Source organism: Amycolatopsis ponsaeliensis (assembly GCF_030182635.1).
Taxonomy (GTDB): domain Bacteria; phylum Actinomycetota; class Actinomycetes; order Mycobacteriales; family Pseudonocardiaceae; genus Amycolatopsis; species Amycolatopsis ponsaeliensis.
The window spans coordinates 18,876-44,670 of sequence record NZ_JAPZLD010000031.1; the positions used below are offsets into that span (position 1 = coordinate 18,876).

Sequence of the window (25,795 nt, forward strand, 5' to 3'; positions counted from 1 at the left end):
GCGGGTTCTCGCTAAGGAGTCGTCGTGCGACTGTTCTTGCAGCTCGTGGCCGTGGCCGCCGTTGCCCTTGTCGGTAGTCTGGCCGTCAACGCCGTGGGGTGGAACGCCCCGCTCACCCTGATCCTCGGGCTCGCCACCGCGGCCCTCGCCGTGGTCACCTACCGGTGGATCGTGCGGAAGACCGAACACCGCGTCCCGGACGAGATCGCCAAGAACAACGCCGCTCTCGGACGCGGATTGCTCATCGGCGGCGGGTTGTTCGCCGGGGTCATCGCGAACATCGCCCTGGTCGGTGGTTACGAAGTGCTCGGCTGGGGCTCCCTCGCCGGCGCCATCGCGCTCTTCGGGTTCAGCGCGGCCGCCGCCGTCACCGAAGAACTGATCTTCCGGGGCATTCTCTTCCGGATCGTCGAGGGACGCATCGGTACCTGGCTCGCGCTCACGTTGACCGGACTGCTCTTCGGCGTCTCGCACCTCTTCAACGCCCACGCCACCCTCTGGGGAGCCATCGCCATCGCCGTCGAAGCCGGGGGCATGCTCGCCGCCGCCTATGCCGCCACCCGGAACCTCTGGGTGCCGATCGGGCTGCACTTCGCGTGGAACTTCGCCGAGGGCGGGCTCTTCGGCACCCAGGTCTCCGGCACCGACGCGCCCCAGGGGCTGCTGCACGGCGTCATGTCCGGCCCGGCCGCGCTCAGCGGTGGCGAGTTCGGGCCCGAGGCGAGCGTCTACTCGCTGCTGGCCGGCGTAATCGTGACGGTCTTGTTCATGCGGCTGGCCCGCCGCCGCGGCCACATCGTGCCTCGCCGGGGACGCGCCGCCGTGACCGCTACTGTCCTCCCGTGATCGACCTCTGGCGGCGGCTCGACGTCACCGTCCGGGACCTCGCGTTCGGGCTGCTGCTCGCCGGCCTGGCGCTGATCCCGGCGCTGGGCGGCTACGGGACCCAGGTCGGCGACCTGCCGACGCGGCCGATGGACGCACTGGCCATCGTGGTGGTCGCCGTCGAGTGCCTGCCGCTGGCCGTGCGGCGGCGGTGGCCTGCCGGGTGCCTCGCGCTCGTGTCGCTCGGCTTCGCCGCCGACCAACTTTGGGGCTACCACACGGTTTCCGGTTCCGCCCTGCCGATCGCGCTGCTGAGCGCGGCCGCCCACCTCGACCGCTTCCGGTGGACGACCGTGGCCGTCGGGTCCGCGGCGTACGTCCCGCTGGCGATCGCGCTCGCCCGGCACGGGTCGACCGAGGGCGTGACCGGCTTCGTCACGTTCTACCTGGCGCTGGCCCTCGCCTGGGGCATCGGCGCCTGGCTGCGGCAGTCCCGCGCCGCGGAGGCGGAACAGCGCCGCTTCGTCGCCGAAACCACTCGCACCACCGAACGGACGCGCATCGCCCGCGAGCTCCACGACGTCGTCACCCACCACGTGACGGCGATGGTCGTGCAGACCGAGGCGGCGCGCTACCTGACCGCCGCGCCGGAGCGGCTCGACCAGGCGCTGACCGCGATCACCGACACCGGCCGGCTGGCCATCGCGGACCTGCGGCAGCTGCTCGACCTGCTCAACCCCGACTACGGCACCGGATCGCGGACGCCGTCCGCCGGTTCGCTGCTGACGCTCGTCGAGCAGAGCCGGCGCGCCGGCCAGCCGGTCGAGTTCACCGAGGACGGCGAGCCGGTGGAGGGTGGTGGTGCCGAGGCCGCGGCCTACCGCGTCGTGCAGGAGGCGCTGACGAACGCGCTCAAGTACGCGCACGGCTGCCGCACCGAGGTCTGGGTGCGTCGCGGCGATGGGGATATCTTCGTCGAGGTGGCCACCGACGGCCCGAAACTGTCGGTGCCCTCAGATAGCGTGGAAAACGGGGGCGCCCCCGCGGGCGTGTCCGTCGGGGGAAGCGGGCGAGGGCTGGCCGGGCTCCGCGCCCGCGTCGACGCTCTCGGCGGTGAGTTCACCTCGGGTGGCCGTGACGGCGGCTTCGTCGTCCGGGCCCGGATCCCTTCAGGAAGGTCGTCGTGATCAAGGTTCTCGTCTGCGACGACCAAGCGCTGATCCGCACCGGGTTCGCGACGATCATCGACGCCCAGCCCGACCTCGAGGTGGTCGCCGAGTGCGCGGACGGGCGCGCCGCGGTCGACCTCGCCGGGTCGCTGCGGCCCGACGTCGTGGTGATGGACGTCCGGATGCCGGTGCTGGACGGCATCGAGGCGACGCGCCTGCTCGCCGGCGCGGGGGTCGAGCGGCCGGTCAGGGTGCTCGTGGTGACGACGTTCAACCTCGACGAATACGTGTACGAGGCGTTGCGCGCGGGCGCGAGCGGGTTCCTGCTCAAGGACGCGCCGCCGGCGCAGCTGCTGCACGGGATCCGGACCGTCGCGACCGGCGCCGCGCTGCTGGACCCGGAGGTCACGCGCCGGCTGGTCGGCAAGTACGCGGCGCGGATCCGCCCGGCCGCGTCCGGCGAGATCGCTTTGGCACCCAGGGAAATCGAGGTGCTGCGGCTGATCGCGGACGGGCTGTCCAACAGCGAGATCGCGGCGGAGCTGGTGATCAGCCAGGAGACCGTCAAGACGTACGTGTCGCGCATCCTGACGAAGCTGGATCTGCGCGACCGCGTGCAGGCGGTGGTCTACGCCTATCGCACGGGGCTCGTGCGTTAATTCGTTGACTGGTGCCGGCGGGGTGGGCGATGATGTTTTCACACGAACCGAGCCGAGGAGTTGGCGTGAAGCACATGCAGGTACACAATCTTCGAGGGCTCCCTCTGGTGTAGCGCTTTGTCACGCCACGGGAGCCGCCCATCGGGAAACCGATCCGGGCGGCTTTTTCGTGCATTCTTTTTTCCGCGCTCGTCTTCGCCGTAAAGGATACGGCGGACGCGAGTGCCCCCGGTCGGCCCGGCCGGGGATCCGCGGCCGTAGTGAACTCGGCGGACACGCCGGTCTTCCAAACCGGAGCAGTGGGTTCGATGCCCACCGGCCGCTCTTGGATCGCTAGCTCCAACGGTCAGAGCAGCCGACTCTTACTCGGCGGGTTCGGGGTTCGAATCCCCGGCGATCCACTTTTCCCCTGAAGCGCAACGGGCTGCGCACCCGACTGTTGATCGGGAGGTACCAGGTTCGAGTCCTGGCGGGGGAGCGACGTCCCGTAGCTCAGCGGAAGAGCTCCCCGTCCACATCGGGGTGGTCCCAGGTTCGAATCCTGGCGGGACGACTGTGGCCGAAGCCGAAGGAGACGAGGCCCCGGGCTGTGACCCCGGGCGAAGCCGGTGCGAGTCCGGCCGGCCACCCCACGCGCGCGGTTCGGCAACCAGCGGGGTCTCATACGCCCCGCCCACGTGGATCGACACCACGGCGCGCGACCAGCTGCTCCACCGTGCGGAACGCCGGAATTGTCGGTACCCCGGGCTACGCTCCCCCCGAGTCCCGAACCCTGGGGAGGAACCATGACCACCACCCACGTACTCGAAACACCCGAGGCCGACGTCGTCTACGACGTCCACGGGCCCGCGCCCGCCGACAGCCCGCGGCCGCCGCTCCTCATGGTCGGGCAACCCATGGAGGCCGGTGGGTTCAGCACCCTCGCCTCCTACTTCCCCGACCGGACCGTCGTCACCTACGACCCGCGCGGGCTCGGGCGCAGCGTCCGCAAGGACGGCCGGGAAGACCACGTGCCCACCACCCAGGCGGGGGATCTCCACGGCGTCATCCAGGCCCTCGGCGCCGGCCCGGTCGAGGTGTTCGGGAGCAGCGGGGGTGCCGTCGCCTCGCTCGCCCTCGTCGCCATCTATCCCGGCGATGTCAGCACCCTCGTCGCCCACGAACCGCCGCTCGTCGGGGTGCTGCCCGACGCCGCCGCGGCCGAGCGGGCCGGCAAGGCCTTCCGGGACGCCTACCAGGCCGGGGGCTTCGGCGCCGGCATGGCGGCCTTCATCGCGATGACCTCGTGGAAGGGCGAATTCACCGACGACTACTTCGCGCTGCCCGCGGCGGACCCGGCCCAGTTCGGCATGCCGGCCGAGGACGACGGCCGCCGCGACGACCCGCTGATGACCGACCGCTCCTTGGCCGTCACGGCCTACGAGCTGGACGTCAGCGCGCTGAACGCGGCACCGACCCGGATCGTGATCGCGGTCGGTGAAGAGTCGATCGACGTCATGACCGGACGTGCCGCGCTCGCCACGGCCGAACGCCTCCGCCAGGAGGCGACCGTCTTCCCCAGCCACCACGGCGGTTTCCTCGGCGGCGAGTTCGGCTACGCCGGCCAGCCCGAAGCCTTCGCGCGGAAGCTTCGGGAGGTCCTCGAAGGCTGAAAGGTCGGGCCTGGTTTCTGGACAACCCTTGGACAAAACGCGAACAGTGCGTCCTGCCGGACTTCGCGATCCGCGATCCTGAGGTTCAATCGGCGTAACGACCCGTGGCCCCGAGGGAACGTCATGACGATGGAGCAGGACGAAAAAGTCGCGCCGGGCGCGGGAAAACCGCCGAGGGTTTTCATCACCTATTCGCACGACGACGAACGGCACCGCGACCTCGTCCGCGAATTCGCGACGTTCCTGCGCGCCGGTGCGGGGATCGACGTCCGGCTCGACCAATGGGCCGACGACGGCCGCCGCGACTGGTCGCTCTGGGCGATCGAGCAGCTCACCGAAGCGGACTTCGTCCTGGTGATCGCCTCGCCGGACTACAAGCGGCGGGCCGAAGGCACCGAGGTGCCGCACCTCGGACGGGGTGCGCAGTTCGAAGCCGCGATGATCCGGGACAACATCACCCAGGACCTGCCCCGCGCCACCCGGCGGATCCTGCCCGTCGTGCTCCCGGGCCGCCGGATCGAGGAGATCCCGACGTTCCTGAACGCGCATTCCACCACGCGGTACGAAATCAAGGAGTTCACGCCGGCCGGCGTCGCGGAACTGCTGGTCGCGTTCACCGGGGTGCCGCGCTTCGCCGTTCCCGAGATCGGCACCTTCCTCGGCGCCCGGCCCGCGAACGGCACGGCGAAACCCACGACGAAGCCGGTCCTGGTGACCGCCGCGCTGCGCCCCGCCAGTTGCAGCTCGGACGTCCGCATGACCGGCGCGGAGATCGACGGGATGCACCGCGGGGACAGCATCGTGTACCGGCCTTCCCTGTTCGCGAACGAACCACGCGCGGTCGTCGAATACAACCTCGGCCGGCGGTACACGGGTTTCGAGGCCGTCGCCGGCGTGCTCGACGACGCGGCCGACGCCGGCCAGCTCGGCTACTTCCAGGTCTTCCTCGACAACGTCCCGCAAGAGCAGGTCGAGGTCCGCATGGGACGGCCGGCGTGGATGCGCTACGACGTCGTCAACGTGCTGCGGCTCAAGCTCGTCGCGTACCGGCCGGGTACCACCGCGAGCCCGTTGCTGGCGGGTGTGCTGGCCGCCGGTGGGCAGTCGAACAAGCTCCCGGAGCTGGCCTGGGGGAACCCGGTGTTGTTCGAGTAGCGCGTCCACCACCGGTCAGTGCTCGACGGGCTCGCTGATGGACGTGGACACCGCCGGGCCCTGGCCGGGTGTGCTCGCCGGCGTGCTGGGGCCCGCCAGCGACACGCCGGCCACCAGGGCCACCACGACCAGGAACAGCGCGGTGCGGACGAGAGCGGAAAAAGAACAGACGACCATCATGGCAGGCTCCTCGGGAAACGGGGCTTTCGAACTCCCGCGGCGGCCGCGGAATTCTGGACTGCATCAATGGTGCGCTCCGGGCTGCGGTGGCAACAAGGAGTTTCCGTTGCCGGAAACAGCTTTCTCCGGAAACCTGTCGAGTGCCGGTGATTTCCGGAGCCTGTTGCCCTGAAACGGTTTCCGGCGGCGAGAACCGCACCGTTCGGTGGCTTGGTTCCTGTCGAACGCGTCAGAAACCCGACAATGCGCGGGTGGCCGCAACGCATTTCGCCGGCGCGGCGACTGGTGGGGAGGAATGCCGAAAACTACCGCGAAGAGGAGCTGTCATGAGTGCGGAAGCGCAGTCACCGATGGGCCCGGTACCGGGCCCCGCCACCGAAGTCCGGCCCTACAGCGAAGGTCGCCGCGCCGGCTACGGCCTGCTGTGGACGGCCTGGACCGTCGTCCTGGCGATCGGCGGATTCGCCCTGCTGGGGCACAGCTCGGTCTTCAGCGGCCTCCTCGCCTTGGCCCTGTCCGGCCTGGCCGGCCGCTACGCCTGGCGGATCTGGACCTGGCAGGCGAAGCGGCTCATCTTCTTCGTCGTGTTCTGAGTGCTCACTCGGCGACGACGACGGCGAGCCGGTTCCGGTACGCGGCCTCGCCGAGCACGGTCGGATCGAGCGTGACGCGGTACGCGGCGGCCTCCGCCCACCAGCGAGCCGCCTCCTCGCGGTCGCCGCGGCCGGCTGCCGTGTTGCCCAAGCCGGTCAACGCACGTGCGCGCTCGTACTCGCTCCCCGCGTCGTCCGCCAGTTCGGCCGCGTCGCGATAGCCGCGCTCCGCGTCGTCCCATTGGCCGGCGCGGAACCGGACCCATGCCTCGCCGTTGGCCGACATCGCGCGGTCGACCGGCAGCTGGGCCAGCTCGAGCGCCTCGCGCGCCCTGGACAGCGCCTCAGGAAACCGGTCCAGCGCCGTCGAAGCGAGTGCGATGCCGCGCAGGGCGATGACCACGTTCCGGGTGCGGCCGGTCCGGCGGTAGACGTCCAGCACCGTCGTCAGGTCGGTCAACGCCGTTTCGGCTTCGCCGCGGTACAGGCGCGCCCACGCCAGGCTGGACAGCGCGTCGATCGCGCCGCGGTCGTCGCGGGCCCGCGCGAAACACTCCTGTGCCTGCTGGTGGAACCGGATGGCGTCGTCGACGCGACCCGATTCGATGTGGGCCATGCCCAGGTTGTTGAGGATCATCCCGGTCGCGCTCGGGTCGCCGGTCGCCCGCGCCGCCTCGAGCGCGCGCTCGTGCGTCCGGATCCACGGCTCGAACAGCCTCTCGCGGAAGAAGAACGCGCGGAGCACGAAAGCGAGCTGCCAGCAGCGGTCGTGGAACCCGTGCCGGAACGCTGAGTCGACGATCTCGACCAGCATCGGCCACTGCGCGGTCAGCCAGGCGAGCGCGCCGTCGGCGTCGGCGAACGGAACCGTGGACGACGGGGAAAGCCCCGTCTCCGGGCGGAACCGGTAGGGCTCCGCGAGTTCGTCGGCCGCGAGCGTCGTCCTCAGCGCGTGGTCGACCAGGCGGCTCACGGCGACCTCGCGGTCGTCCGGCTCGACGTCCGGAAGTGCGTGCGTCGACGCGAACATCCGCATCAGGTCGTGGAGTTCGACGTACCCGCGTTCGTCGCGGACGACCAGGTGGGCGTCGTGCAGCCGGTCCACCAGCCGATCCGCTTCACCCGGGCCGAGGCCCGCGAGCGCTTCGACGGCGCCCGTCTCCGCGGCGGTCGCGGGGTGGAGGGCGAGCAGGCCGAGCAGCCGCCGCTGGTCGCCGGGCAGGGAATCGTAGGAGACGGTGAACGCGGTGGCGACGCTGCGCTCGCCGTCGTCCAGCGTGCCGAGGCGGGTCTGCTCGTCGGCCAGCCGGTCGCGCAGCCTCGTCGCCGTCCAGCCGCCGGCGATGAACCGGGCGGCCACGATGCGGATCGCGAGCGGCAGCCGCCCGCAATGCCGGACGAGCTCGGTCGCCACGCTTTCGTCGTCCGGTGCGTGCTCGCCGGCGACGGACCGCAGGAGCCGCACGGCGTCCTCGATCGGCAGCACGTCGACGGGGAAGTGCCAGGCGTCGTCGAGCGCGGGGAGCCGGCCCCGGCTGGTCACCAGGATCCGGGACGACGTCTCGCCCGGGACGATCGCGCGGATCTGTTCGGCGGAGCGCACGTTGTCCAGCACGAGGATCATCCGGCGGCCGCGCAGCTGGTCGCGGACCAGGTTGGCCAGGCCGTCCTCGTCGGTGGGCAGCTGGTCGGCCGAGACGTCGAGCAGCCGCAGCAGCCGGCCGAGGGCTTCACCGGCCGAAAGCTCGGTCGCGCCCGGCGTGTGCCCGCGCAGGTCGAAGAAGAGGCAGCCGTCCGGGAAGGCCCGCTCGACGCGGCGGGCGGCGGCGACGGCCAGCGCCGTCTTGCCCGCCCCCGCCATTCCGTGCACGACGCCGACCCGGGCGTCGTCCGGGTCCAGCAGCAGCGCGGAAAGCGCGTCGAGCTCGGTTTCCCGGCCGACGAAGTACCGGCCGCCGTCCGGCAGGCCGACAATGCCACCGGCGTTGCGGCGCGCGGGCATTCCCTGTTCCGCGACGAGGGCGAGAAGTTCTCCCTTGGCGTCGAGCGCCAGGTCGCAGGCCTTCGCCAGGTCCCGGTTCACCCGGGCCTTGCCGTTCTCCACCTTGCTGAGATAGCCCTTGGTGAAATGCACGGCGGCCGCGAGTCCGGTCAGTGACATACCGACCGACGTCCGTCGACGTTTCAATTCCGCTCCAAAGTCCTGCATCGGTCAATCATCCTGTATTCGGTGGGGGGAGGGAAGGATGGCCGGCGGCCCGGGCCCGCCGGCCTGTTCCTGGTCAGCCCAGCAGGGAGACCAGCTGGCCGAGCACGATGATGAGGTGCGTGTGCATCGCGTTCACCTTTCCGGATCGAATTGCTTGTTTTCGCCGAAGGATTTCGGCGACCCAAGCTTCACCCGGTGAATTCGGTGAAAACAGATGTTTCCCGTTGCCGGTCGGGAGGAAACGGTGAGGACGGGCTCGACCCGCACTGTTTCCCGCTTCCGGAAACAGCCGGGAAACGGGTGACGGCCCCACGGTGCGTGGCGGACCATGAGTACACTTCCCCGCAGCGACCAAGACGGAGGTGGCGGGCTTGGCTCAGGAGGCGGCCGACGCGAAGATCAACGCTCTCTCAACGGAGCTGAAACTGCTTCGCAAAGGTCTGGGCGTCCAAGCGAAGAACCTGCCCGGTGCCGTCGGCGAAGAACTGCGCGAGGTGTGCGGGATCCGCGAGGACGACACCCCGGGGACGGTCCGTGCGAGAGTGGTCGCCACGCTTCTGTCCTTGATCGAAAAGCTGCCCGCGCCTCAGCAGAAAACGGCGCGGATCGTGCTGGGCTTCGGCACCGGCGCGAACGAGCGCTACACCGCGCGCCTCGAACTGCTGGGCACCGGCGCCGACCGCAACATCCGCACGATGCAGCGCCGCGCCGACGACGTCATCTACCTCATCGCCGAGGCCGCGTACGGGGCGCCGGTGGCCTACGGGAGCTCGTCGGCGATCAGCCAGGGTCCGTGGCACACGTCGGCGCTGGCGGTCCGGCTGAACCTCACCGGTGCCGCCGCCGAGGTCTTCGAAACCCGGCGGATCGTCAGCCACGTCGCCGGGCTCGCGGAAATCGAGCACGGCATCTCCCTCGCGCGGCCGGTCAGCACGACCGCCGAGCCCGACCTCGACGGCCTCGGCATCGACGTCGTCTCGGGCGGGGAGGTGCATTCCGTGCGGATGGTCTCCTCCACCCGGGTGGCGTTCCGCCTGCGGCCGCCCCAGGTTCTGGACGCCGGTGACCAGCACGAATTCTTTTTCCGCGTCAGGCTGGAAGAGATGCCGGCGCCGTTCTACTGCTGCACCCCGGAATTCCCCTGCGAAAGTTTCGACCTCAATGTCCGGTTCGATCGGCGCGAGCCACCGGTCCGGGTCTGGCGCATCGACGGCGACCTCTCCAAGGACGCGGGTGACCCGGTGCCGGAGCGCAAACCGCTCTTCCTCGACAACGCGGGCGAGGTGCGCACCGGTTTCCAGGACCTCCAGCCGGCGAGGTCCTACGGCGTGGGCTGGCAGCCGGCCGCCCCCTGACCGGCCGTGCCCCGTGCGCGCCATGCTCCTCCTCGGCGTGAGCGTCTTCTTCCAAGGTGCCCTATCCGGCCGGGAAAAGCCGCGTCGTAAACGCGACAAAAGCGCGACACTTTTCCCTCGCGGGCTCGATGACGCCTGCGTGTTGATTCGGAATTGGTGACGATCCGGTCAAGCACACCGCGGCCGGTAACGAGCCGAGCGGATCCGGCGACTGGTCGTGGTATCCACTGCCGATCGGTGGCACCCCGGAAAAGCGAAAGCGCCTTCCGGGGTGTAACGGAAACCATTCTTCTTTCTCGTCGCCGGACGACTCCACTTGCGCAGGAGGTGTGGCGTGACCGCGTCCTACGACATCTTCCTCAGCTTCACCTGGGCGGACAGCGCCGAGGTGAACGCGCTCCAGGCGGCGCTCGAAGACGCCGGGCTGCGGGTCTTCCGGGACAAGGAAATCCGGCGCTTCGAGGGCATCACGGAACGGCTCGACGCCGCGCTCGCCGAGTCGAAGGTGCTGCTCGCCTACTATTCGCGCCGGTTCCCGACGCGGTACGCCTGCCAATGGGAGCTGACGTCCGCCTTCCTCGCGGCGCAACGGCTCGGCGACCCGCGGCGACGCGTGCTCGTCGTCAATCCCGAGCCCGATGGCAACCACATCGCCCCGGTGGAACTGGAAGACGCCGCTTACGCCGGCCGGCCGGCGGACGACCGGGAACGCGCGGTCGTCGTCCGGCGGATCGCCGAGCTGGTGCGCGCGGCGGGCACCCCGCTGGGCTCGGTGCGCAGCACGGCACCGGTGCTGCCCCGGCTGCTGCGGCCCCGGCGGTTCGTCGGGCGGTACCGGCAGCTCTGGGCGATCCACAGCGCCCTGCACGCCCGCGAACTGCCGGCCACCACGCCGCGGACGTCGGCGGCGCTCGCCGTCGTGCGGGGAATCGCCGGGCTCGGGAAGACCAGCCTGGCCGAGCAGTACGCGTTCCTCTTCCGGGACGCCTTCTCCGGCGGGGTGCGGTGGCTGGGGCTGTTCGGCCAGGACGATCCCGTCGGTGCGCTCGCCCGGTTCCACGAGCACGTCCGCGCGATCGCGCGGGACCTCGGCGCCGACGTCGGCGACCTGCCGCCGGACCAGGTCCGGGCCGTCGTCGCCCGGCGCATCGACGCGGCCGGGAAACCGCAGCTGTGGATCATCGACGACGTCCCGTCGGAGCTGCCGGCCGAGGTGCTCGACCAGCTCGTCATGCCGACGTCGTCCGTCCGGACGGTGCTCACCACGAGGTCCGGCAACCCGGACTGGCCCGCGCCCGTCGTCGACCTGACCGGCTTCTCCGAAGACGAAGGTGCCGCGCTGTACACCGAAATCGTCGGGTCGGACGATCCCGGGGAGCTCGCGGCCGTGCGGCGGCTCGTCGAACGGTGCGGCGGCCACCCGATCGTCTTGACGAGCGCGGTGACCGCGTTGCGCGACCGCCGGGGCGCGGTCGACCCGGCTGGGTTCGTCAAGGTCCTCGACGAGGTGCGGGGCACCGGCGTGCTGGCGGACGCGGTCGCCGCCTGCGGGCCGACGGCGCTGCGGATCCTGCGCATCGCCGGGGCGCTCTCCCGGGCACCTGTGCCGGCCGAGCTGGTGCGGCGGGTGCTGCCGGGCGAACGGGTCGATCAGGCGGTGGCCGAGCTCGCCCGGTGCGCGCTGCTGATCCACCTCGGGACCGAATGGGACATCCACGCCCTGGTCCGCGACGCCGCCGGGCTCGACGACGACCTCACGCGCCGGACCGCGTCGGCCGTGCTCGAGCTGTCCGGGGAAGCCGGGCGCATCCACCAGCACGCCGCGGCACTCGCCGAACACGACTGCGTGCCCGCCGAACAGCGAGCGCGGTTGCTGCGGATCGGGCTGGACTGGTTCCGCGGCGAGGGTGACGTCGTGGCCGCGCGGGAAGCGGCCAAGCGGATCCTGACGGCCGATGCCGGCCCGGCCGATCGCGTGGCCGCGGCCGCCGCGCTGGTCGACGCGGGCGACTTCGACGCGGCCGTCGAGGTCTGCCGCCCGCTCGCGGACTCCGGGGACGCGTTCCGCGCCCGGCTCACCTGCGCCCGCGCGCTCGACCAGCTGGGCCGGTTCGCGGACGCGGACCCGATCTGGCCGGAGTCCCTGCCGGACGGCGAAGAGACCGAGGCGCGGGTGTTCATGGCGGTCGCGAAGCGGATGCGCGGCCGGTTCCGGGACGCGCTCGCCCTCCTCGACGCCGACGACCCGGACCCGCGGGCCCGGCTCGAACTGGCCCGGCTGCGGATCATCTTCGGTGAGCTCAAGCAGGCCAGGAAGACCGCCGAAGCGATCATCCGCGAGCACGACACGGCGGACCACGAACGGCACCCGCTGCGGCTGGAGGCGATCGGCGTCCACGCCGAAGCCGAGATGTCGCTGGAGCTCACCGAACTCAAGGTGCGCGACGAGAACTGGGACGCGCTCGAAGCACACCTGCGGTCCGCTCGCGACGAGCTGACCGGGCTGCTCGGGCGCGAAAGCCCGCTGGCGCTGGCCGCCGGCGTCCGGTGCGCGCGCACGTCCGTCACGCGTGGCCGGCCGAGACGAGCGTTGCGGGAGTTCGCGGAGCTCGAACCGAGCGTGGGCAAGGTCTTCGGCCCGCACCACCCGCTGCACCACTGGCTGAGCTACTCCACCGCGCAGGCGCACGCCCAGCTCAAGCAGTACGAGAAGGTCGTCGGCATCCTGCGGCCGCTGCTCGACCGGCAGCGGGACTCGATCGGCCCGCACCACCCGGACACCATGCGGACCCAGCTCGACCTCGGCATCGCGTTGATGCTCACCGGCGACAAGGCCACCGCTGTCCCGCTCGTCGGCGAGGCCGAACGACGGATCGGGGAGGCCCTCGGCTGGCGGGCCGAACTCCGGAACCGCGCCTGGGTCACCGGGCTCCTGATGAAGCTGCCGGTGCTCGTCTGGCAGCTCTTTCCCCACCTCGACAACCTCTTCGGGAAGAAAAGTCCCGAAGAAGACTGAACCGCTCTGGAGGTCTTCGACATGGAAAAGGCGCTGGGCAGCCGATACCGGCTGGGTGACCAGCTGGGCACGGGTGCGATGGGGCGGGTCTTCGCCGGCTCCGACGAGCAGGGGAGGGCCTACGCCTTCAAGGTGCTGCGGGACGAGCTCGTCGAGGATCCCGAGCTGGTGGCGCGGTTCCTGCAGGAGCGGTCCATCCTGGTCGGGCTGCGGCACCCGAACCTCGTCGGCGTGCACGACCTGGTCGTCGAGGGCGAAACCGTGGCGATCGTGATGGACCTGGTCGGCGGCGGTGACCTCCGGGCCCGGCTGACCGCGGAGAAGTCGTTGCTGCCGGCCGAAGTCGCCCGCATCGGGGCCGGGGTGGCGGCGGCGCTCGCGGCCGTGCACCAGGCCGGCGTCGTGCACCGCGACGTCAAGCCGGAGAACGTCCTGATGGACGGGACTGTCCCGCGCCTGACGGACTTCGGCATCTCGCGGCTCGCGACGGCCACCGATCTGGGCCGCCGGTCGCTGCTGGTCGGGACTCCGCAGTACCTCGCCCCGGAACTGGGCAAGGGCCTCGAAGCAACCCCGGCGTCGGACCTGTATTCGCTCGGCGTCCTGCTGTACGAGCTGTGCTGCGGGGTCACGCCGTTCGCCGGGCAGTCGACGTTCGCGGTGATCCGGATGCACGAAAGCGCGCTGCCGGGCCGGCCCGCCGGGGTGCCCGACCAGCTGTGGGACGTGCTGTCCTGGCTGATGGCCAAGCGGCCGTCGGACCGGCCCGAATCGGCCCAGCAGGTCGCGACCATCCTGGACGGGCTGGTGCTGGAGCTGATGAAGGAGCCGCTCGCCCTCCCGCTCACCACACCGCCGCCTCCGGTGCCACTCAACGAAACCGGCCTCGGCACGCAGACCGTCTTCGGCACCGCGCCGCCTCCGCCACCGCGTCCCGTCACGACCACTTCGCCGAACATGCCCACCGGAGGGACCATGCCGAAACGCCGTCGCCGGGGCCGGATCGTGCTGACCCTGTTCGTTGTCCTGGCCCTGCTGGCCGGTGGCTGGTTCGCGTTCCGGCCTTCACAGACCACGGCTTCGCCGGCACCCACCGCAGTCTCGACGATTGCCGCGCCGGTTCTTGAGTCCACAAGTGACTCGCCGTCGGTGACCACGACGGCGAAGCCCAGCGTGATGCCGGACGTGATGGGCAAGAAGCTCGCCGACGCGCAGGACGCGCTGCCCGGCATCCAAGTGACCACAGTGGACAAGATCGACGCGACCGCGGCCGACGGCACGGTGATCGAGCAGGACCCGGCGGCCGGTGCGGCGATCGGGGGCACGGTGAAACTGACGGTGGCCCGCCAAGCCCAGCTGGTCTACCTCGACTCCGGCCACCCCGCATCCGGTGAGTGGAGCAGCAGCGTCCAAAACGCCAACATCGCGGGCAAGAGCTACTTGCACGCTGTCGGCATCGAGGTGTCGGCGAACACCGACACGCACGGCGTCGAATACAACATCTCGAAGGGGTTCCGCCGATTCACCGCCACCGCGGGCATCGATGACAATGCGGTCGACTCGAGCCTGAAGTTGCAGCTGGAGGTCTTCGCCGACGGCCGCGAAGTCTTCAACAAGCCGGTGCCGTACGGCACTCCGGTTCCGGTCGACCTCGACATCAGCGGGGTTCTGCGGCTGCGGATCCAGTGGGAGGCGGTGTCCGGCAACCAGAACATCTGTTGCCGCAGTAGCTATCTCGTCCTCGGTACCGCGGAATTGCTGGGCCTGCCCGGCGAGGTGCCGACGTCCCCGACCACGACCGGCTGACCGGCGTGTGGATCGGCAACCGGGTCCGGATCACCATCGGCCGGGCCTCCGACAACGACATCGTGCTGGGCGACCTGCAGGTCTCCCGCCGCCACGCCCGGCTGGAACGCGTCGGCGGGGCGTGGCGGCTGACCGACCTGGGCAGCCGGAACCCGACGCTGGTCAACGGGGTCCCCGTCGCCGGGCGGTCGCCGATCGCCGACGGGGACCGGATCACCGTCGGAGCCACCGATCTGCGGGTCGACGGGGACAACCTCGTCGCGACCGGCGGGGAACGCACCCGGCTCGTGGCCGACGACGTCGGGTTCGCCGTCGGGGGCCGGTCGCTGCTCTCGGGCGTCTCGCTCGACCTGCGGCCCGGGCAGCTGGTCGCCGTCGTCGGGCCGTCGGGCGCGGGGAAGTCGACGCTGCTCAAGGTGCTCTCGGGCGAGGTCGCGCCGACCAGCGGGCGCATCACCTACGACGGCTACGACATGCACCGGCAGCGCTCGGCCGTCGCACGGCGGGTCGGGGTCGTGCCGCAGGACGACGTCGTCCACACGCGGCTGACCGCCCGCAGTGCCCTGTCCTACGCGGCGAAACTGCGGTTGCCCGACGACACCGATCCGGCGGCCCGCCGGCGCCGGGTGGCCGAGACACTCGCCGAAGTCGAGCTGACCGAGCACGCGCGCACGCCCATCCACCGGTTGTCCGGCGGGCAGCGCAAGCGCGTGTCGATCGCGCTCGAACTGCTGACCGCGCCGTCGCTGCTGATGCTGGACGAGCCGACCTCCGGCCTGGATCCGGCGCTCGACAAGCAGATCATGGGCCGGCTGCGCGAGCTCGCCGACGCCGGCCGGACGGTCGTCGTGGTGACGCACAACGTCACGCACCTCGACGAGTGCGACCTCGTGCTGCTGCTCGCACCCGGCGGGGTCCCGGTGTTCAGCGGGCGGCCCGCCGAACTGCGGGCGCGGTTCGGCACGGCCGACTGGGCCGACATCTTCCAGCGCGTGGTCGCCGGGACCGCGCCGCCGCACCAGCCGGCGCCCGTGGGTCCCGCGGCGCCGCCCGAGGCGGCCGCGGAGCCACCGGTCGTGCACGCCGGGCTGGGCCACCAGGTCGGCACGCTCGCCGCCCGGCACCTGCGGCTGATCTCCGCCGATCCCGGGTACGCGCTGTTCCTGCTGCTCGTCCCGGTCGTGCTGGCCGTGCTCGCGCTGGCGGTGCCCGGCCACGAAGGGCTGCGGCGGTCGGTGCCCGAACATCCGATGGAAGCCGCGCAGATGCTCGTGCTGGTCTTCGTCGGCGCGGCGTTCATGGGAGCGGCGGCCTCGGCGCGGGAAGCCATCGCCGAGCGGGCGATCTTCCTGCGTGAACGGGCCGTCGGCCTGCGTCCCGGCGCGTACGCGCTCGCGAAGACCCTGGTCTTCACACTGGTCGCGGCCGTGCAGTCGGCGGTGCTCGTCGGGGTCGTCACGACGGTCAAGCCGGGGCCGGTGGACGCCGTCCTGCTGTCGCGGCCGGTCGGCGAGCTCGCGGTCGCGGTCTGGCTGACCGCGCTGGCGTCCTGCCTGCTCAGCCTGCTCGGTTCGGCGCTGGTGCGGTCGATCGAGCAGACGACGCCGGTGCTCGTCGTGACGGTGATGGCCCAGCTCGTGCTGTGCGGCGGGATGATCCCGGTCGCCGGGCGGCCGGTCCTCGCCCAGCTGTCCTGGCTCGCGCCCGCGCGGTGGGGTTACGCCGCCGGGGCCTCCACAGTGGATCTTCCGCAGGCAGGGCCGGTGGACCGCCTGTGGACCCACGACTGGCCGTGGTGGCTGGGCTCGGCCGGCGCGTTGCTGCTCTCGGCGGCCGCCTGCACGGCGCTGTTCGCGGTCCGGTCGCGGCGGGTGCGCCGGGCCTGAGCCGGGGCGGCGAACCGGCTGATCAGCACCCTGCGTGCCATCATCGGGCATGGCCACCCTTCGCGACGCGCGCGAGCCGGAGCTCAACAGCGGGATTCTGCCCGGGAACGTGCGGGCCGATGACTGGATCATGCTCGTCCTCGCCGCCGGGTCGGTCGGGCTGCTCGGGTTCATGCTGATCAGCCCGCCCGCGCGCGATGCCGCACTCGTCATGTTCTACGTCGACTGCGGGATCTGCGGCGTCTTCCTCATCGAATTCCTGTGGCGGTGGCGGAAACGCGGGTGGTCCAAGAAGTTCCTCGTGCGCAACTGGTACGAGCTGTTCGCCATGGTCCCGGTCGCGCACCCGGTGATCACCGGGCACAAGTTCATCGGGGTCGTGCTGCTGCTGATCCGGATCGGGCGGGCCGCGGACCGGGCCGTCGGGGAGCAGTTCACCTACCGGCTCGTCGACAAGCTGTCCGAGCCGATCGTCAAGGCCATCAAGAAGCCGGTGACCATCGCCGTGCTCGACGAGGTCGTCAAGGTGCTGGAAACCGGCAACTACCCCGAAAACCTCGCGAAGTCGCTCGAGGGGAACAAGGCCGAGCTGCGCACGATCATCGCCGAGAAGATCGCCGAGGACCCGCAGCTCGGGAAGCTCAAGCGGCTCCCGTTCCACGACGAGATCGTGCGGACCGTCGTCGACACGTCGTTCCGCGTGCTGCTCGAAGTGCTCGTCGACCCGCGGATCGACGACTTCTTCTCCGCCGTCGTGCGCGACAACCGCGAGCAGATCCGGCAGGCCGTGCAGCTCGGCCTGCACGAAACCGACGACGAGGAGCGGGAGAAGGCCCTGCGCGTGCGCACCCAGCACTCGGCCGCCCTCGAATACGACCGGCTGCACCGCAAACCCTGATCAGGGGAACGACGCCAGGACTTCGGCGGCGAACCACCGGATCTGCGCACGCATCTCCTCGACGGTGTTGCCGACGAACAGCAGCGCCGTCAGGTGGTCCACGCCCGCCGCCGCGTAGGCCGCGACCTTCTCGCACACCTCGTCCGGCGTGCCGATCAGGTTCAGGTCGAAGTACGCGTCCTGGTCGACGCCCTTGGTCATGGTCTTCGCCAGCGACTTCCGGAACAGGTCGAACGACGAGTTCCGGAACGTCTCCAACGCCGCTTCGCGCGTGGCGCCGAGGCAGACGACCGACTGCAGGGCCGTCGTGATCGCGCCCGGGTCGCGTCCCGCCGCGCGGGCGTACTCCGCCAGCTTCGCGCGTCCGGCGGCGATCCCTTGTGGACTCATCTTGGCCGGGAGCCAGCCGTCGCACAGCTCGGCCGCGCGCCTCAGCGAACCGTCCACATTGCCGCCCGAGTAGACCGGCAACGGCGACTGGAGCGGCTTGGGAAACGACTCGACGTTCTCGAACCGGACGTATTCGCCGTGGTACGAAGCAGTGCGCTCGGTCCACAAGAGACGCAACGCTTCGATGCGCTCCCGCGCCAGCTGCGCGCGGTTGGCGTGCCGGAGGTCCGGCGCGACGGCTTCGAACTCGTCCCGATAGCCGCCGACCGCGACGCCGAGGGTGACGCGGCCGCCGCTGAGCCGGTCGAGCGTCGCGACCTGTTTCGCCAGGAGCACGGGGTCCCGCAGCGTCAGCACCATGATGCCGGTGGTGAGCCGCAGCACCGACGTCCGCGCCGCGACCTGCGCCAGCACGATCAGCGGCTCGTAGAAGTCGGGCGGGTCCGGCCAAGCGCGCCGGATGAAGTCCATCGTGGACAGGTGGTCGTTGCCGCCGGCGTCGTGGTAGCCGAGCTGCTCGGCCTCGACCGCGAGGTCGGCCAGCTCGTGCGGGGCGGCGAACGGGACCGGGTGCATCATGCCGGACGTGGCGGTGGGGAGCTCGATGCCGAACCTCATCGCGGGATCCTCTCGGTAGAGTTTCGCTACGATACCGTAGCGTAGCGAAAGTGCTAGACTTCCCGCAAGGAGGTCAGGTGGCGGATCCACGGGTGGCCCGGTCGCGGCGCGCGATCCTCGACGCGGCGGTCGAGCTGCTGGTCGAACACGGTTTCGCGGGCGCGACGATCGAGGCGATCTCGGCTCGTTCGGGCGCGGCGAAGACGACGATCTACCGGCAGTGGCCCGACAAGCACGCGGTGCTCCGGGCGGCCGTCGAGTCGATCGTGCCGCCGGCGGCGCCGTCGGACACCGGCAGCCTGCGCGGCGACCTCGTCGCGTTCGCGCACGACCTCGACGGCATCCTCCACACGGCACCGACGTCGGCGCTCATCCCCGGCCTCATCGACGCCGCCGAGCGGGACCCCGGCTTGGCGGCGGTGCTCGCGGACTTCACCGCCCAGCGCCGGAAACCGGTCCACGAAGCCGTGGCGCGGGCGGTCGGACGCGGGGAGATCGAGCGCCACGAGTTCGTCGCGGACCTTTTCCTGGGGCCGTTGTTCTACCGCCGTCTGCTGTCGCGGGAGCCCCTGGACGATGCGTTCATCGAGCGGGTCGTGGACACCGCTCTCGCAGGTACTCGCTGAGCGGCGCGGCCGCGTCGAGCATCGCGACACCCCGCGCGGTGAGCCGCTCCTGCCAGGTCTCCAGTGCGGCGGCCAGCGATTCGGTGCCGCCCGCGGTGCGGACCTGGCCGACCACCGTCGCGATGTGCTCGAGTGGGTAGCCGCCGCGTCTGAGCAGGTGGGTCAGCTCGGCGTCGCGGACGTCGGCCGCCTCGAAGACCCGGTAGCCGGTGGCCGGATCGCGGGCGGGGACGAGGATGCCCGCGCGTTCCCACGCGCGCACGGTCGCCGCGGTGACGCCGAGCCGGCGGGCCAGCTCGCCGATGCTGTAGGAGCCATGAGGGGCACCCTCATGGCTCTTATGTCCATGAGGGTGCCCCTCATGGACAGTCGTCAGGTGGCCGATGGCCTGGCGTACCGCGTCGAGGGTTTCGCGGTCGCGCAGCAGCCGCAGGTGGCCGCGGTCGACGAGCGTCAGGGCGCGGCCGAGGTCGTCGTCGTGGACGGCGTTCATGATCCCGCCGGCCGTCGCGTGCCCGTACGCCGCCACCAGCGCGAGGAACGCGCGCAGCGCTGCCGCGTGAACCTCCGTGTAAACCCGGTAGCCGCTCGGCGTGCGCGTGGCCGGCGGGAGAAAGCCGTCCTGCTCGTAGTTGCGGACCGCCTGCGTGGAGATGCCGTGCTCACGGGCGAGGTCAGCAGGTCTCAACCGAGTCTTCAAGGATACGATTCAACCACATGGACATCACGGACTTCACGGCCGAACTGCTCGCGTTCGGCGAACCCACGCACTTCGAACCGGCCTTCGCGCGGCTCCGGAACGACTTCTTCGCGCAGCTCGCGGCCCACGGCTTCCGGTCGATCGCGCTGGAGACCGACCGCGTCGCCGCCCTCGACGGCGGGTTCTCGCACGGCTTCGGCGAGCTGGACGCCAACCGGCAGCTGCTCGCGTGGATCCGCGAGTACAACGAGACCGCGGACGAACCGCTGACCTTCCACGGCTTCGACGCCCCGACCGAGATGTACAGCGCGCCCAGCCCGCGCACCTACCTCGAGCACGTCCGCGACTACCTGGGCCTCGACGTCGACATCGCGGCACTGGCCGGCGACGACGAACGGTGGAGCCGGTCCGAAGCGATCCTCGACCCGGCCGCGTCGCCCGGCGCGTCACCCGAGGCCCGTGAGCTGCGGGTCATCGCGGACGACCTGCTCATGTCCCTCGACGCGCGCGTCGAGACAACGGCACACGCCGGATGGGACCGCGCCCGGATCCACGCGAACGCCGGGCTCGACCTGCTGCGCTACCACGCGGCGTCGGCGCGACCCGGCGATCGGGACACGAGGATCGCCCGCCTCGCGAGCGCCCGCGCGGTCATCATGGCCCGGAACCTCTTGGACATCCACGGTTCGCGGCCCGGCCGGACCCTGGTGTTCGCGCACAACGCCCACCTGGGATCCGGTGCCGGCGCGATCGTCGCGTCGCGGCTCGGCGACCGGTACGCCTTCATCGCCGGCAGCCTCGGCCACAGCGACGCCCTCGGCCTCGGCGAGCCGGCCGCCGACACCTACGAAGGCCGCCTGCAGCGCGACACCGGTACCTGGAAGCTGACCGCGGAAATCCCGGCCGGTCGCACCCGGGACGACGCCGACTACCGGTACGTGCCGCTCACCCGAGAGCTGCTCGAGAACGCCGGCGCGATCCTGCACGTCGCGTAAACACAGCGGCCCCCGCACCGGGGTCGGGTCCGGTGCGGGGGCCGCTGTTCACCCGGTTACGGGTAGCTCACCACGTTCACCGGCACCGTGCCCGAAGGCGTGACGCCGCCGGTGTCGTTGATGACGTGCGTGATCGTGCCGCGGTAGTTGAGCGACACCGACAGCAGGCTGTGGAACCGGACACCGCTGTTATTCGGCACTTCGAACGCGTGGTAGCTGGACACCGCCGGGTTCGTGTCGAAGAAGCAGTAGCTCCCGAGACCCCACGCCTCATGGGACGTCACGTTCGCCGCGACCTTGTACGCGGCATATCCGGCGACCCCCGATGGCGCGTTCCACGACGCCTGGTTCGGCACGTCGTAGGGCATCTCGTTCTGGAAGAAGATCGTCTTCCCGCCCTGGCCGTTCCAGATCACCTGGTACTTCTGGTAATGCTCGACGAACAGGCCGGTGGCCAGCACGTTCGCGCCGTTCACCACGAGCCCGGTATCGGCCGTGTTCGTGTTCCAGCCGACGGTGCCGCCGTTGCCGTGGTCGGCCCGCCACGCCCAGATGTGGTCGATGATCGTGTTGGCGCTGTTGACGATCAGGCTGTTCGTCGCCTTGCCGGCGATCGCGCCGCCGATCCGGAAGAACACGTCCTGGACCGTCGTCGGGTTCGCCGCGTGCGACGCCGACGAGCCGGACTGGCCGACCGTGAGCAGCGCCTGCGAGTTCGTCGTGCCCGCGTCGAAGAGCAGGCCCTTGAGCCGCACGCCGTCCACATCGGACACCTGCATCGCGTTGACCCCGTTGTCGGGCACCAGCGTCGGGTAGCCGATGCCGAGGATCGTCGTGCCGGCCTTCGTCACGTTGAGCGTCTGGTCGAGGTGGTAGATGCCCGGCGTGAAGAACAGGTTGCAGCCCGCGGCGAGCGCGTTGTTGATCGACGAGGCCGTGTCGCCGGACTTGACGACGTAGAACTGGCTCATCGGCGCCGACGTGCCCGGGGTGCTGCCGCTCGCCCAGCTCGGGCCGGACGCGTTGGTGCGCAGGGAAGGCAGGAACACGCGGTACTTGCCGGTGCCGTCGACGTAGAGGTAAGGCACGTCGCGGGAGACCGGCGTGGTCGACAGCGTCGTCTCCGGCGGGTTCGGGAACGTGTTCGCCGGCGCGCCGCTGGTGCCGGAGAAGACCATGTTCCAGACGCCGCCGTCCCAGCTGCCGAGCTGCGAGTCGCGGGTGTACCACTGCTGCTGCGAAATCGACGCCGCCTGGCCGGCGACCTTCGAGTCGGCGATGTAGCCGCCGCTGGCGAAGCCGTAGCTCGCCGGGTACAGCTGCAGGTTGCCGCGGACGTCCATCCGGCGGAACGGCGCGGCCTGCGCCACGGCCCAGCGTTCGCTGCCGCCGGAGGGCACGACGGCCAGGTTCTCCGCCGAGCGCCAGAAGTTCTGCAGCGCGACGCCGTTGTCGGAGGCGTTGAAGGCGTCCACCGTGACGTCACCGTTGATCACGACGTCGCCGGGGTTCTGCCCGAGGCCGGCGACCGAGGTGTAGAAGCCGACGTTGTCGTGCACGTTGTTGTAGGTGCCCGGCTTGAACAGGTGGGCGACGCGCCGGTCCGCGAACTGCGCGGTGAGCGTGTCCTTCTGGTTGTTGAAGTCGGTGTCCAGCTGCGCCTGGATCGTCGCCGCGGACATGCCCGGGTCGAAGATCCGCACGTTGGACCCGAAGTTCGGCGTGTCGGACTGCGTCGGGCAGCCGGCCTGCGTGCCGATCGTGTAGCTCGCACTGGACACCGGGGACGTCGTCGAACCGGACTTGAGCGCGATCGCGTTGACCGTGCGGGAGTTAGGGACGCTGATCGGTCCGCTGTAGAGCGTCGAAGACGCGGTCGGGGTCGAGCCGTCCACCGTGTACCGGATGGTCGCGCCCGAGGTGGCGCTGCTGATCGTCACTGTCTGGGCGCTCGAGTACGTGCCGCCGGGCGGGCTGAACGTCGGCGCCGCGACCGTCGTCGAGCTGCCGCCGACGGTGTAAGTGAAGTGCGGGGTGTCGTACTGCGGGCCGCTCTTCTCGTACGTGAACCAGTAGTCGAGCGTGTTCCCGGTGCTCAGGCCGTTGACGGTGGTCCGCCAGGTGCCGGAGCTGTTGACCATCCGCACGTTCTGCTGGCCGACGCCCGGGACGCCGGTGTAGTGGACGTCCACGTACACCGCGGGGGTCGTCGGGGTGAAGTTGAGCTGCAGCTGCGTCGAGCTGAGCTGGGTGACGCTCTGCGTGTAGTCGTCGGCCGCGAGGGCGGCGGGGGCATTGAGCCCGGCGCCGAGCAGCAGGGCCGCCGCGGTGAGGGCGACGGCGCGCCGGCGCCGTCGAAGCTTGCCAAAGGTCCGGTTCACGCCGTGACACCTCCGCCGTTGGGGATCCACGAGCATTCGTTGCGAGTCACAACAAATTAGCTCCCGGTCAGCGGTGCTTCGGTCTCTTTTCGATAACACTTGTCTGGACCAATACCTTGGTTGGGTGAGGTGTTTGGTGACCGTTCGTCCGATTGGCCGCGTAGTGGGCGAATGACTGAACCGAGAAACATCCATCGGAAGGGTGACCTCGAACGAGTGACATGCGACGATCCCGTGCCACCTCGTCCCCTACCGAGGAGTAGGTATGGCCTCTTCGCGGTTGCTCCGGTCCCTCGTCGCCCTCTCTCTCATCGCGGCCCCACTGTCTGTCGCCACTCCCGCCGAAGCCACGCCGCTGAAGAGCGGCGGCGTCGTGAACTTCGGCTGTGCCACCTCCGGCAAGATGCACTGCCTCGGCAAGGCGATCCGTTCGCCGAAGGGCAACGGCCCGCTGCTCACGTCCACCCCGGTCGGCTACGGGCCGGCCGAAATCCAAGCGGCCTACAACCTCGGCGGCCTGCACGCCGACGGCAAGACCGTCGCCATCGTCGACGCGCAGGACGCCCCCACCGCGGAAGCCGACCTGGCGAAGTTCCGGTCCGCCCGCGGGCTTTCCCCGTGCACCACGGCCAACGGCTGCTTCAAGAAGGTCAACCAGAACGGCGCGGCGAGCCCGCTGCCGGCGCCCGACTACGGCTGGGCGATGGAGATCAGCCTCGACCTCGACGCGGTGTCGGCGACCTGCCCGGACTGCAAGATCCTGTTGGTGGAAGCCAACTCCCCGGACACCGACCCGCTGATGACGGCGGTCGACACGGCCGCGGCGACGCCGGGCGTGGTGGCGATCTCCAACAGCTACGGCGGCACCGAAGACTCGACGATCCTCGCCGCCGACGCGCACCTGAACCACCCGGGCATCGCCGTCACGGCGTCCTCGGGTGACTCGGGCTACGGCGTCAGCTGGCCGGCGTCTTCGCCGTACGTCACCGCGGTGGGCGGCACGACGCTGAAGAAGTCCACGAGCACCGCGCGCGGCTGGACCGAGACGACGTGGAAGGGCAGCGGTAGCGGGTGTTCCACGCTGGAGGCGAAACCCGCGTGGCAGCACGACACCGGGTGCGCGAAGCGGACGGTCGCGGACGTCTCGGCGGTCGCGGACCCGGCCACCGGCCTCGGCGTCTACGACACGTACAACAGCTGCGGCAGCTCGTCGTTCTGCGACCTGCTGCTGTCGCTGGGACTCGCCCAGGGCGCGGACGGCTGGGTGCAGGTCGGCGGCACGAGCCTGTCGTCGCCGGTGATCGCGAGCGTGTACGCGCTGGCCGGCACCTCGGTGACGTCCGGGTCGTACCCGTACGCGCACACCGGCGGGCTGTACGACGTGACGTCGGGTTCGAACGGCAGCTGCGGCGGGAGCTACCTCTGCACGGCGGGTGCCGGGTACGACGGGCCGACCGGCCTGGGCACGCCGAACGGCACGTCAGGGTTCTGAGCGCCGCACCGGCTCTCCGAGCGCGGCGGTGAGCTCCGGCCCGACCCGGGTCAGGAGCTCACCGAACACGCAGATGGTCTCTTCCCACGGGTGCCCGAAGGTGCCCAGCCGGAGGTCGGCCGTCAGGTAGATGTGGTAGTCCCCGCCCGGGAAGACGAAGCCGGGCCACCGCGGTCCGGTGCCGTCGACCCGGGCGGGGTCGAAGCGGTAACCCGCGTGGTGCCAGTCGAGCCAATACAGCTCTTCACCGGGCTCGACGGACTCGCGGAGTCCTTTGTAGATGGTCTCGGTGAACCGGTCCAGTGCGGCGTCTTCGGCGTCGCCGACGTGCCAGGTCGCCGAACCCGCCGGTTCGGTGATGCCCGGGAACGCCCTCGTGTCGGGACGGAAGGCGAACTCCTCGGAGAACCGTGCCCAGAGATCGTCGTGTTCCGGCTCGGCGAACAGCCGGCGGACCGGGCGGGTCCGCGCGGGTGCGCCCGGCGGTGCCCAGTGGTACCGGGTGACCGAGGTGAGCTCGCGCATCCCGGCCGCTTCGAAGGCGGCTTGCAGGTCATCGGCGGCTTCGGCCAGCAGGAACCGCACGCCCTGGTGCGGCCCGGCGAGCCGCCAGTCGTGGCGGACGATCGCCGCGGCGAAGCCGGGATCGGTGACCCCGCCGACGACCATGACGTCACCGATTTCTTCCAGCCAGGCCGCCCGGTCGCCGTCGAGGACGACCTCGGCCGACTGGCGCAGGTGGGCCGCGTCGGCGAGGAACTCGGAGTACGGACGGCGGTGCGGGCCGGTCGCGGCGGCCAGGTCCGCGACACGCTGGTGCCCGGGCCAGTCGTGGCCGACCTCGGGCAGCTTCGCGGTGTCCGTCCCGATCGGACAGACGAGGACCGCGTGCTCCCGCTCGGCGGTGAAGCCCGCGGCGAGCAGGCTTTCGGGAAGCCCGAGGTCGCCGGCGTACACCGGCCACACCACCGGCTCGTTCCGGCGGGCGAACGCCTCGACCTGGCGGGCGACGAGCGCGTCGAGGTCGCCGTCCGGCAGCGGCCCGTGGCCGGCCTCGCCGTGCGTGCCGTAGTGGGTCCGGACGACCGGAGCGTCCCGCTCGATCACCGCGCCGGTCGGCGGGAGTTCGGGCACCCAGGTGCGCAGACGGTTCAGTGCGGCTTCCATGCGAACGATCTTCCACGGACGGG

General features: G+C 70.8%; 20 protein-coding genes and 5 tRNA genes. 19 read left to right on the forward strand and 6 right to left on the reverse strand.

What is annotated here, in order from left to right; all coding sequences use genetic code 11:
- Positions 1 to 24: 24 nt before the first annotated feature.
- The 10 genes from QQ657_RS36080 (at position 25) to QQ657_RS36125 (ending at position 5,460) form a co-directional block, all read left to right on the forward strand.
- Positions 25 to 846, forward strand: a complete 822-nt coding sequence (locus tag QQ657_RS36080) for a CPBP family intramembrane glutamic endopeptidase (RefSeq protein ID WP_284746801.1) — start codon at positions 25 to 27, stop codon at positions 844 to 846.
- The gene (locus QQ657_RS36085) at positions 843 to 2,012 is read left to right on the forward strand and encodes a sensor histidine kinase (RefSeq protein WP_284746802.1); all 1,170 of its coding nucleotides are present in this window, start codon (positions 843 to 845) and stop codon (positions 2,010 to 2,012) included. Before QQ657_RS36080 ends, QQ657_RS36085 begins: the two co-directional genes overlap by 4 nt.
- Complete coding sequence (locus QQ657_RS36090; protein WP_284746803.1) at positions 2,009 to 2,653, forward strand: response regulator; 645 nt, start codon at positions 2,009 to 2,011, stop codon at positions 2,651 to 2,653. Before QQ657_RS36085 ends, QQ657_RS36090 begins: the two co-directional genes overlap by 4 nt.
- 251 nt (positions 2,654 to 2,904) lie before the next feature.
- Positions 2,905 to 2,977 (forward strand) — tRNA-Gly (locus tag QQ657_RS36095).
- A gap of 3 nt (positions 2,978 to 2,980) precedes the next feature.
- Positions 2,981 to 3,054 (forward strand) — tRNA-Lys (locus QQ657_RS36100).
- Positions 3,055 to 3,058: 4 nt separating this feature from the next.
- A tRNA-Asn gene (locus QQ657_RS36105) sits at positions 3,059 to 3,131 on the forward strand.
- Positions 3,132 to 3,134: 3 nt separating this feature from the next.
- Positions 3,135 to 3,206 (forward strand) — tRNA-Val (locus QQ657_RS36110).
- A 2-nt stretch (positions 3,207 to 3,208) separates the two neighbouring features.
- A tRNA-His gene (locus QQ657_RS36115) sits at positions 3,209 to 3,285 on the forward strand.
- 153 nt (positions 3,286 to 3,438) lie between these two features.
- Positions 3,439 to 4,305, forward strand: coding sequence for an alpha/beta fold hydrolase (locus QQ657_RS36120; protein WP_284746804.1), 867 nt, complete (start codon positions 3,439 to 3,441; stop codon positions 4,303 to 4,305).
- Positions 4,306 to 4,428: 123 nt separating this feature from the next.
- A complete protein-coding gene (locus QQ657_RS36125; RefSeq protein ID WP_284746805.1) occupies positions 4,429 to 5,460 on the forward strand; it encodes an SEFIR domain-containing protein in 1,032 nt (343 codons plus the stop codon).
- Between the two features lie 15 nt (positions 5,461 to 5,475).
- On the opposite strand, the gene QQ657_RS36130 is transcribed toward QQ657_RS36125, so the two are convergent.
- Positions 5,476 to 5,640, reverse strand: coding sequence for a hypothetical protein (locus QQ657_RS36130; RefSeq protein WP_284746806.1), 165 nt, complete (start codon positions 5,638 to 5,640; stop codon positions 5,476 to 5,478).
- Positions 5,641 to 5,966: 326 nt separating this feature from the next.
- Here QQ657_RS36130 and QQ657_RS36135 point away from each other — a divergent pair, with 326 nt between their 5' ends.
- Entirely contained in the window at positions 5,967 to 6,233 is a 267-nt protein-coding gene (locus tag QQ657_RS36135) for a hypothetical protein (RefSeq protein ID WP_284746807.1), read from the forward strand.
- 4 nt (positions 6,234 to 6,237) lie between these two features.
- Here QQ657_RS36135 and QQ657_RS36140 read toward each other — a convergent pair whose 3' ends face one another.
- Positions 6,238 to 8,442: a helix-turn-helix domain-containing protein gene (locus tag QQ657_RS36140; protein WP_284746808.1), complete on the reverse strand. Its 2,205-nt coding sequence runs from the start codon at positions 8,440 to 8,442 to the stop codon at positions 6,238 to 6,240.
- Between the two features lie 371 nt (positions 8,443 to 8,813).
- Here QQ657_RS36140 and QQ657_RS36145 point away from each other — a divergent pair, with 371 nt between their 5' ends.
- The 5 genes from QQ657_RS36145 to QQ657_RS36165 all read left to right on the forward strand — a co-directional run bounded on the left by QQ657_RS36145 (position 8,814) and on the right by QQ657_RS36165 (position 17,403).
- Positions 8,814 to 9,797: a hypothetical protein gene (locus tag QQ657_RS36145; RefSeq protein WP_284746809.1), complete on the forward strand. Its 984-nt coding sequence runs from the start codon at positions 8,814 to 8,816 to the stop codon at positions 9,795 to 9,797.
- Between the two features lie 334 nt (positions 9,798 to 10,131).
- Entirely contained in the window at positions 10,132 to 12,813 is a 2,682-nt protein-coding gene (locus QQ657_RS36150; protein WP_284746810.1) for a tetratricopeptide repeat protein, read from the forward strand.
- Between the two features lie 21 nt (positions 12,814 to 12,834).
- Positions 12,835 to 14,619 (forward strand): protein kinase domain-containing protein, encoded by a 1,785-nt coding sequence (locus tag QQ657_RS36155; protein ID WP_284746811.1) that lies wholly within the window; start codon positions 12,835 to 12,837, stop codon positions 14,617 to 14,619.
- A 5-nt stretch (positions 14,620 to 14,624) separates the two neighbouring features.
- A complete protein-coding gene (locus QQ657_RS36160) occupies positions 14,625 to 16,505 on the forward strand; it encodes an ATP-binding cassette domain-containing protein (RefSeq protein ID WP_284746812.1) in 1,881 nt (626 codons plus the stop codon).
- 49 nt (positions 16,506 to 16,554) lie between these two features.
- Positions 16,555 to 17,403, forward strand: coding sequence for an ion transporter (locus QQ657_RS36165; RefSeq protein ID WP_284746813.1), 849 nt, complete (start codon positions 16,555 to 16,557; stop codon positions 17,401 to 17,403).
- On the opposite strand, the gene QQ657_RS36170 is transcribed toward QQ657_RS36165, so the two are convergent.
- Positions 17,404 to 18,411, reverse strand: a complete 1,008-nt coding sequence (locus tag QQ657_RS36170) for an LLM class flavin-dependent oxidoreductase (RefSeq protein WP_284746814.1) — start codon at positions 18,409 to 18,411, stop codon at positions 17,404 to 17,406.
- 77 nt (positions 18,412 to 18,488) lie between these two features.
- Here QQ657_RS36170 and QQ657_RS36175 point away from each other — a divergent pair, with 77 nt between their 5' ends.
- Positions 18,489 to 19,037 carry a TetR/AcrR family transcriptional regulator gene (locus tag QQ657_RS36175; protein ID WP_284746815.1) on the forward strand — a complete coding sequence of 183 codons (549 nt, stop codon included), beginning with the start codon at positions 18,489 to 18,491 and terminating at the stop codon, positions 19,035 to 19,037.
- Here the strand turns inward: QQ657_RS36175 and QQ657_RS36180 are convergent.
- Positions 18,994 to 19,737, reverse strand: coding sequence for a TioE family transcriptional regulator (locus tag QQ657_RS36180; RefSeq protein ID WP_284746816.1), 744 nt, complete (start codon positions 19,735 to 19,737; stop codon positions 18,994 to 18,996). The two genes, QQ657_RS36175 and QQ657_RS36180, sit on opposite strands and share 44 nt — an antisense overlap.
- A 17-nt stretch (positions 19,738 to 19,754) precedes the next feature.
- Between QQ657_RS36180 and QQ657_RS36185 the strand changes: the two genes are divergently transcribed.
- Complete coding sequence (locus tag QQ657_RS36185) at positions 19,755 to 20,732, forward strand: erythromycin esterase family protein (protein WP_284746817.1); 978 nt, start codon at positions 19,755 to 19,757, stop codon at positions 20,730 to 20,732.
- Between the two features lie 56 nt (positions 20,733 to 20,788).
- On the opposite strand, the gene QQ657_RS36190 is transcribed toward QQ657_RS36185, so the two are convergent.
- Positions 20,789 to 23,113, reverse strand: a complete 2,325-nt coding sequence (locus QQ657_RS36190; protein ID WP_284746818.1) for a chitobiase/beta-hexosaminidase C-terminal domain-containing protein — start codon at positions 23,111 to 23,113, stop codon at positions 20,789 to 20,791.
- A 265-nt stretch (positions 23,114 to 23,378) separates the two neighbouring features.
- On the opposite strand from QQ657_RS36190, the gene QQ657_RS36195 reads away from it, so the two are divergent.
- On the forward strand, positions 23,379 to 24,605 hold the full coding sequence (locus tag QQ657_RS36195) for a S53 family peptidase (protein ID WP_284746819.1): 1,227 nt from the start codon (positions 23,379 to 23,381) through the stop codon (positions 24,603 to 24,605).
- Here QQ657_RS36195 and QQ657_RS36200 read toward each other — a convergent pair.
- On the reverse strand, positions 24,594 to 25,772 hold the full coding sequence (locus QQ657_RS36200) for a DUF2716 domain-containing protein (RefSeq protein WP_284746820.1): 1,179 nt from the start codon (positions 25,770 to 25,772) through the stop codon (positions 24,594 to 24,596). The two genes, QQ657_RS36195 and QQ657_RS36200, sit on opposite strands and share 12 nt — an antisense overlap.
- Positions 25,773 to 25,795: the final 23 nt, after the last annotated feature.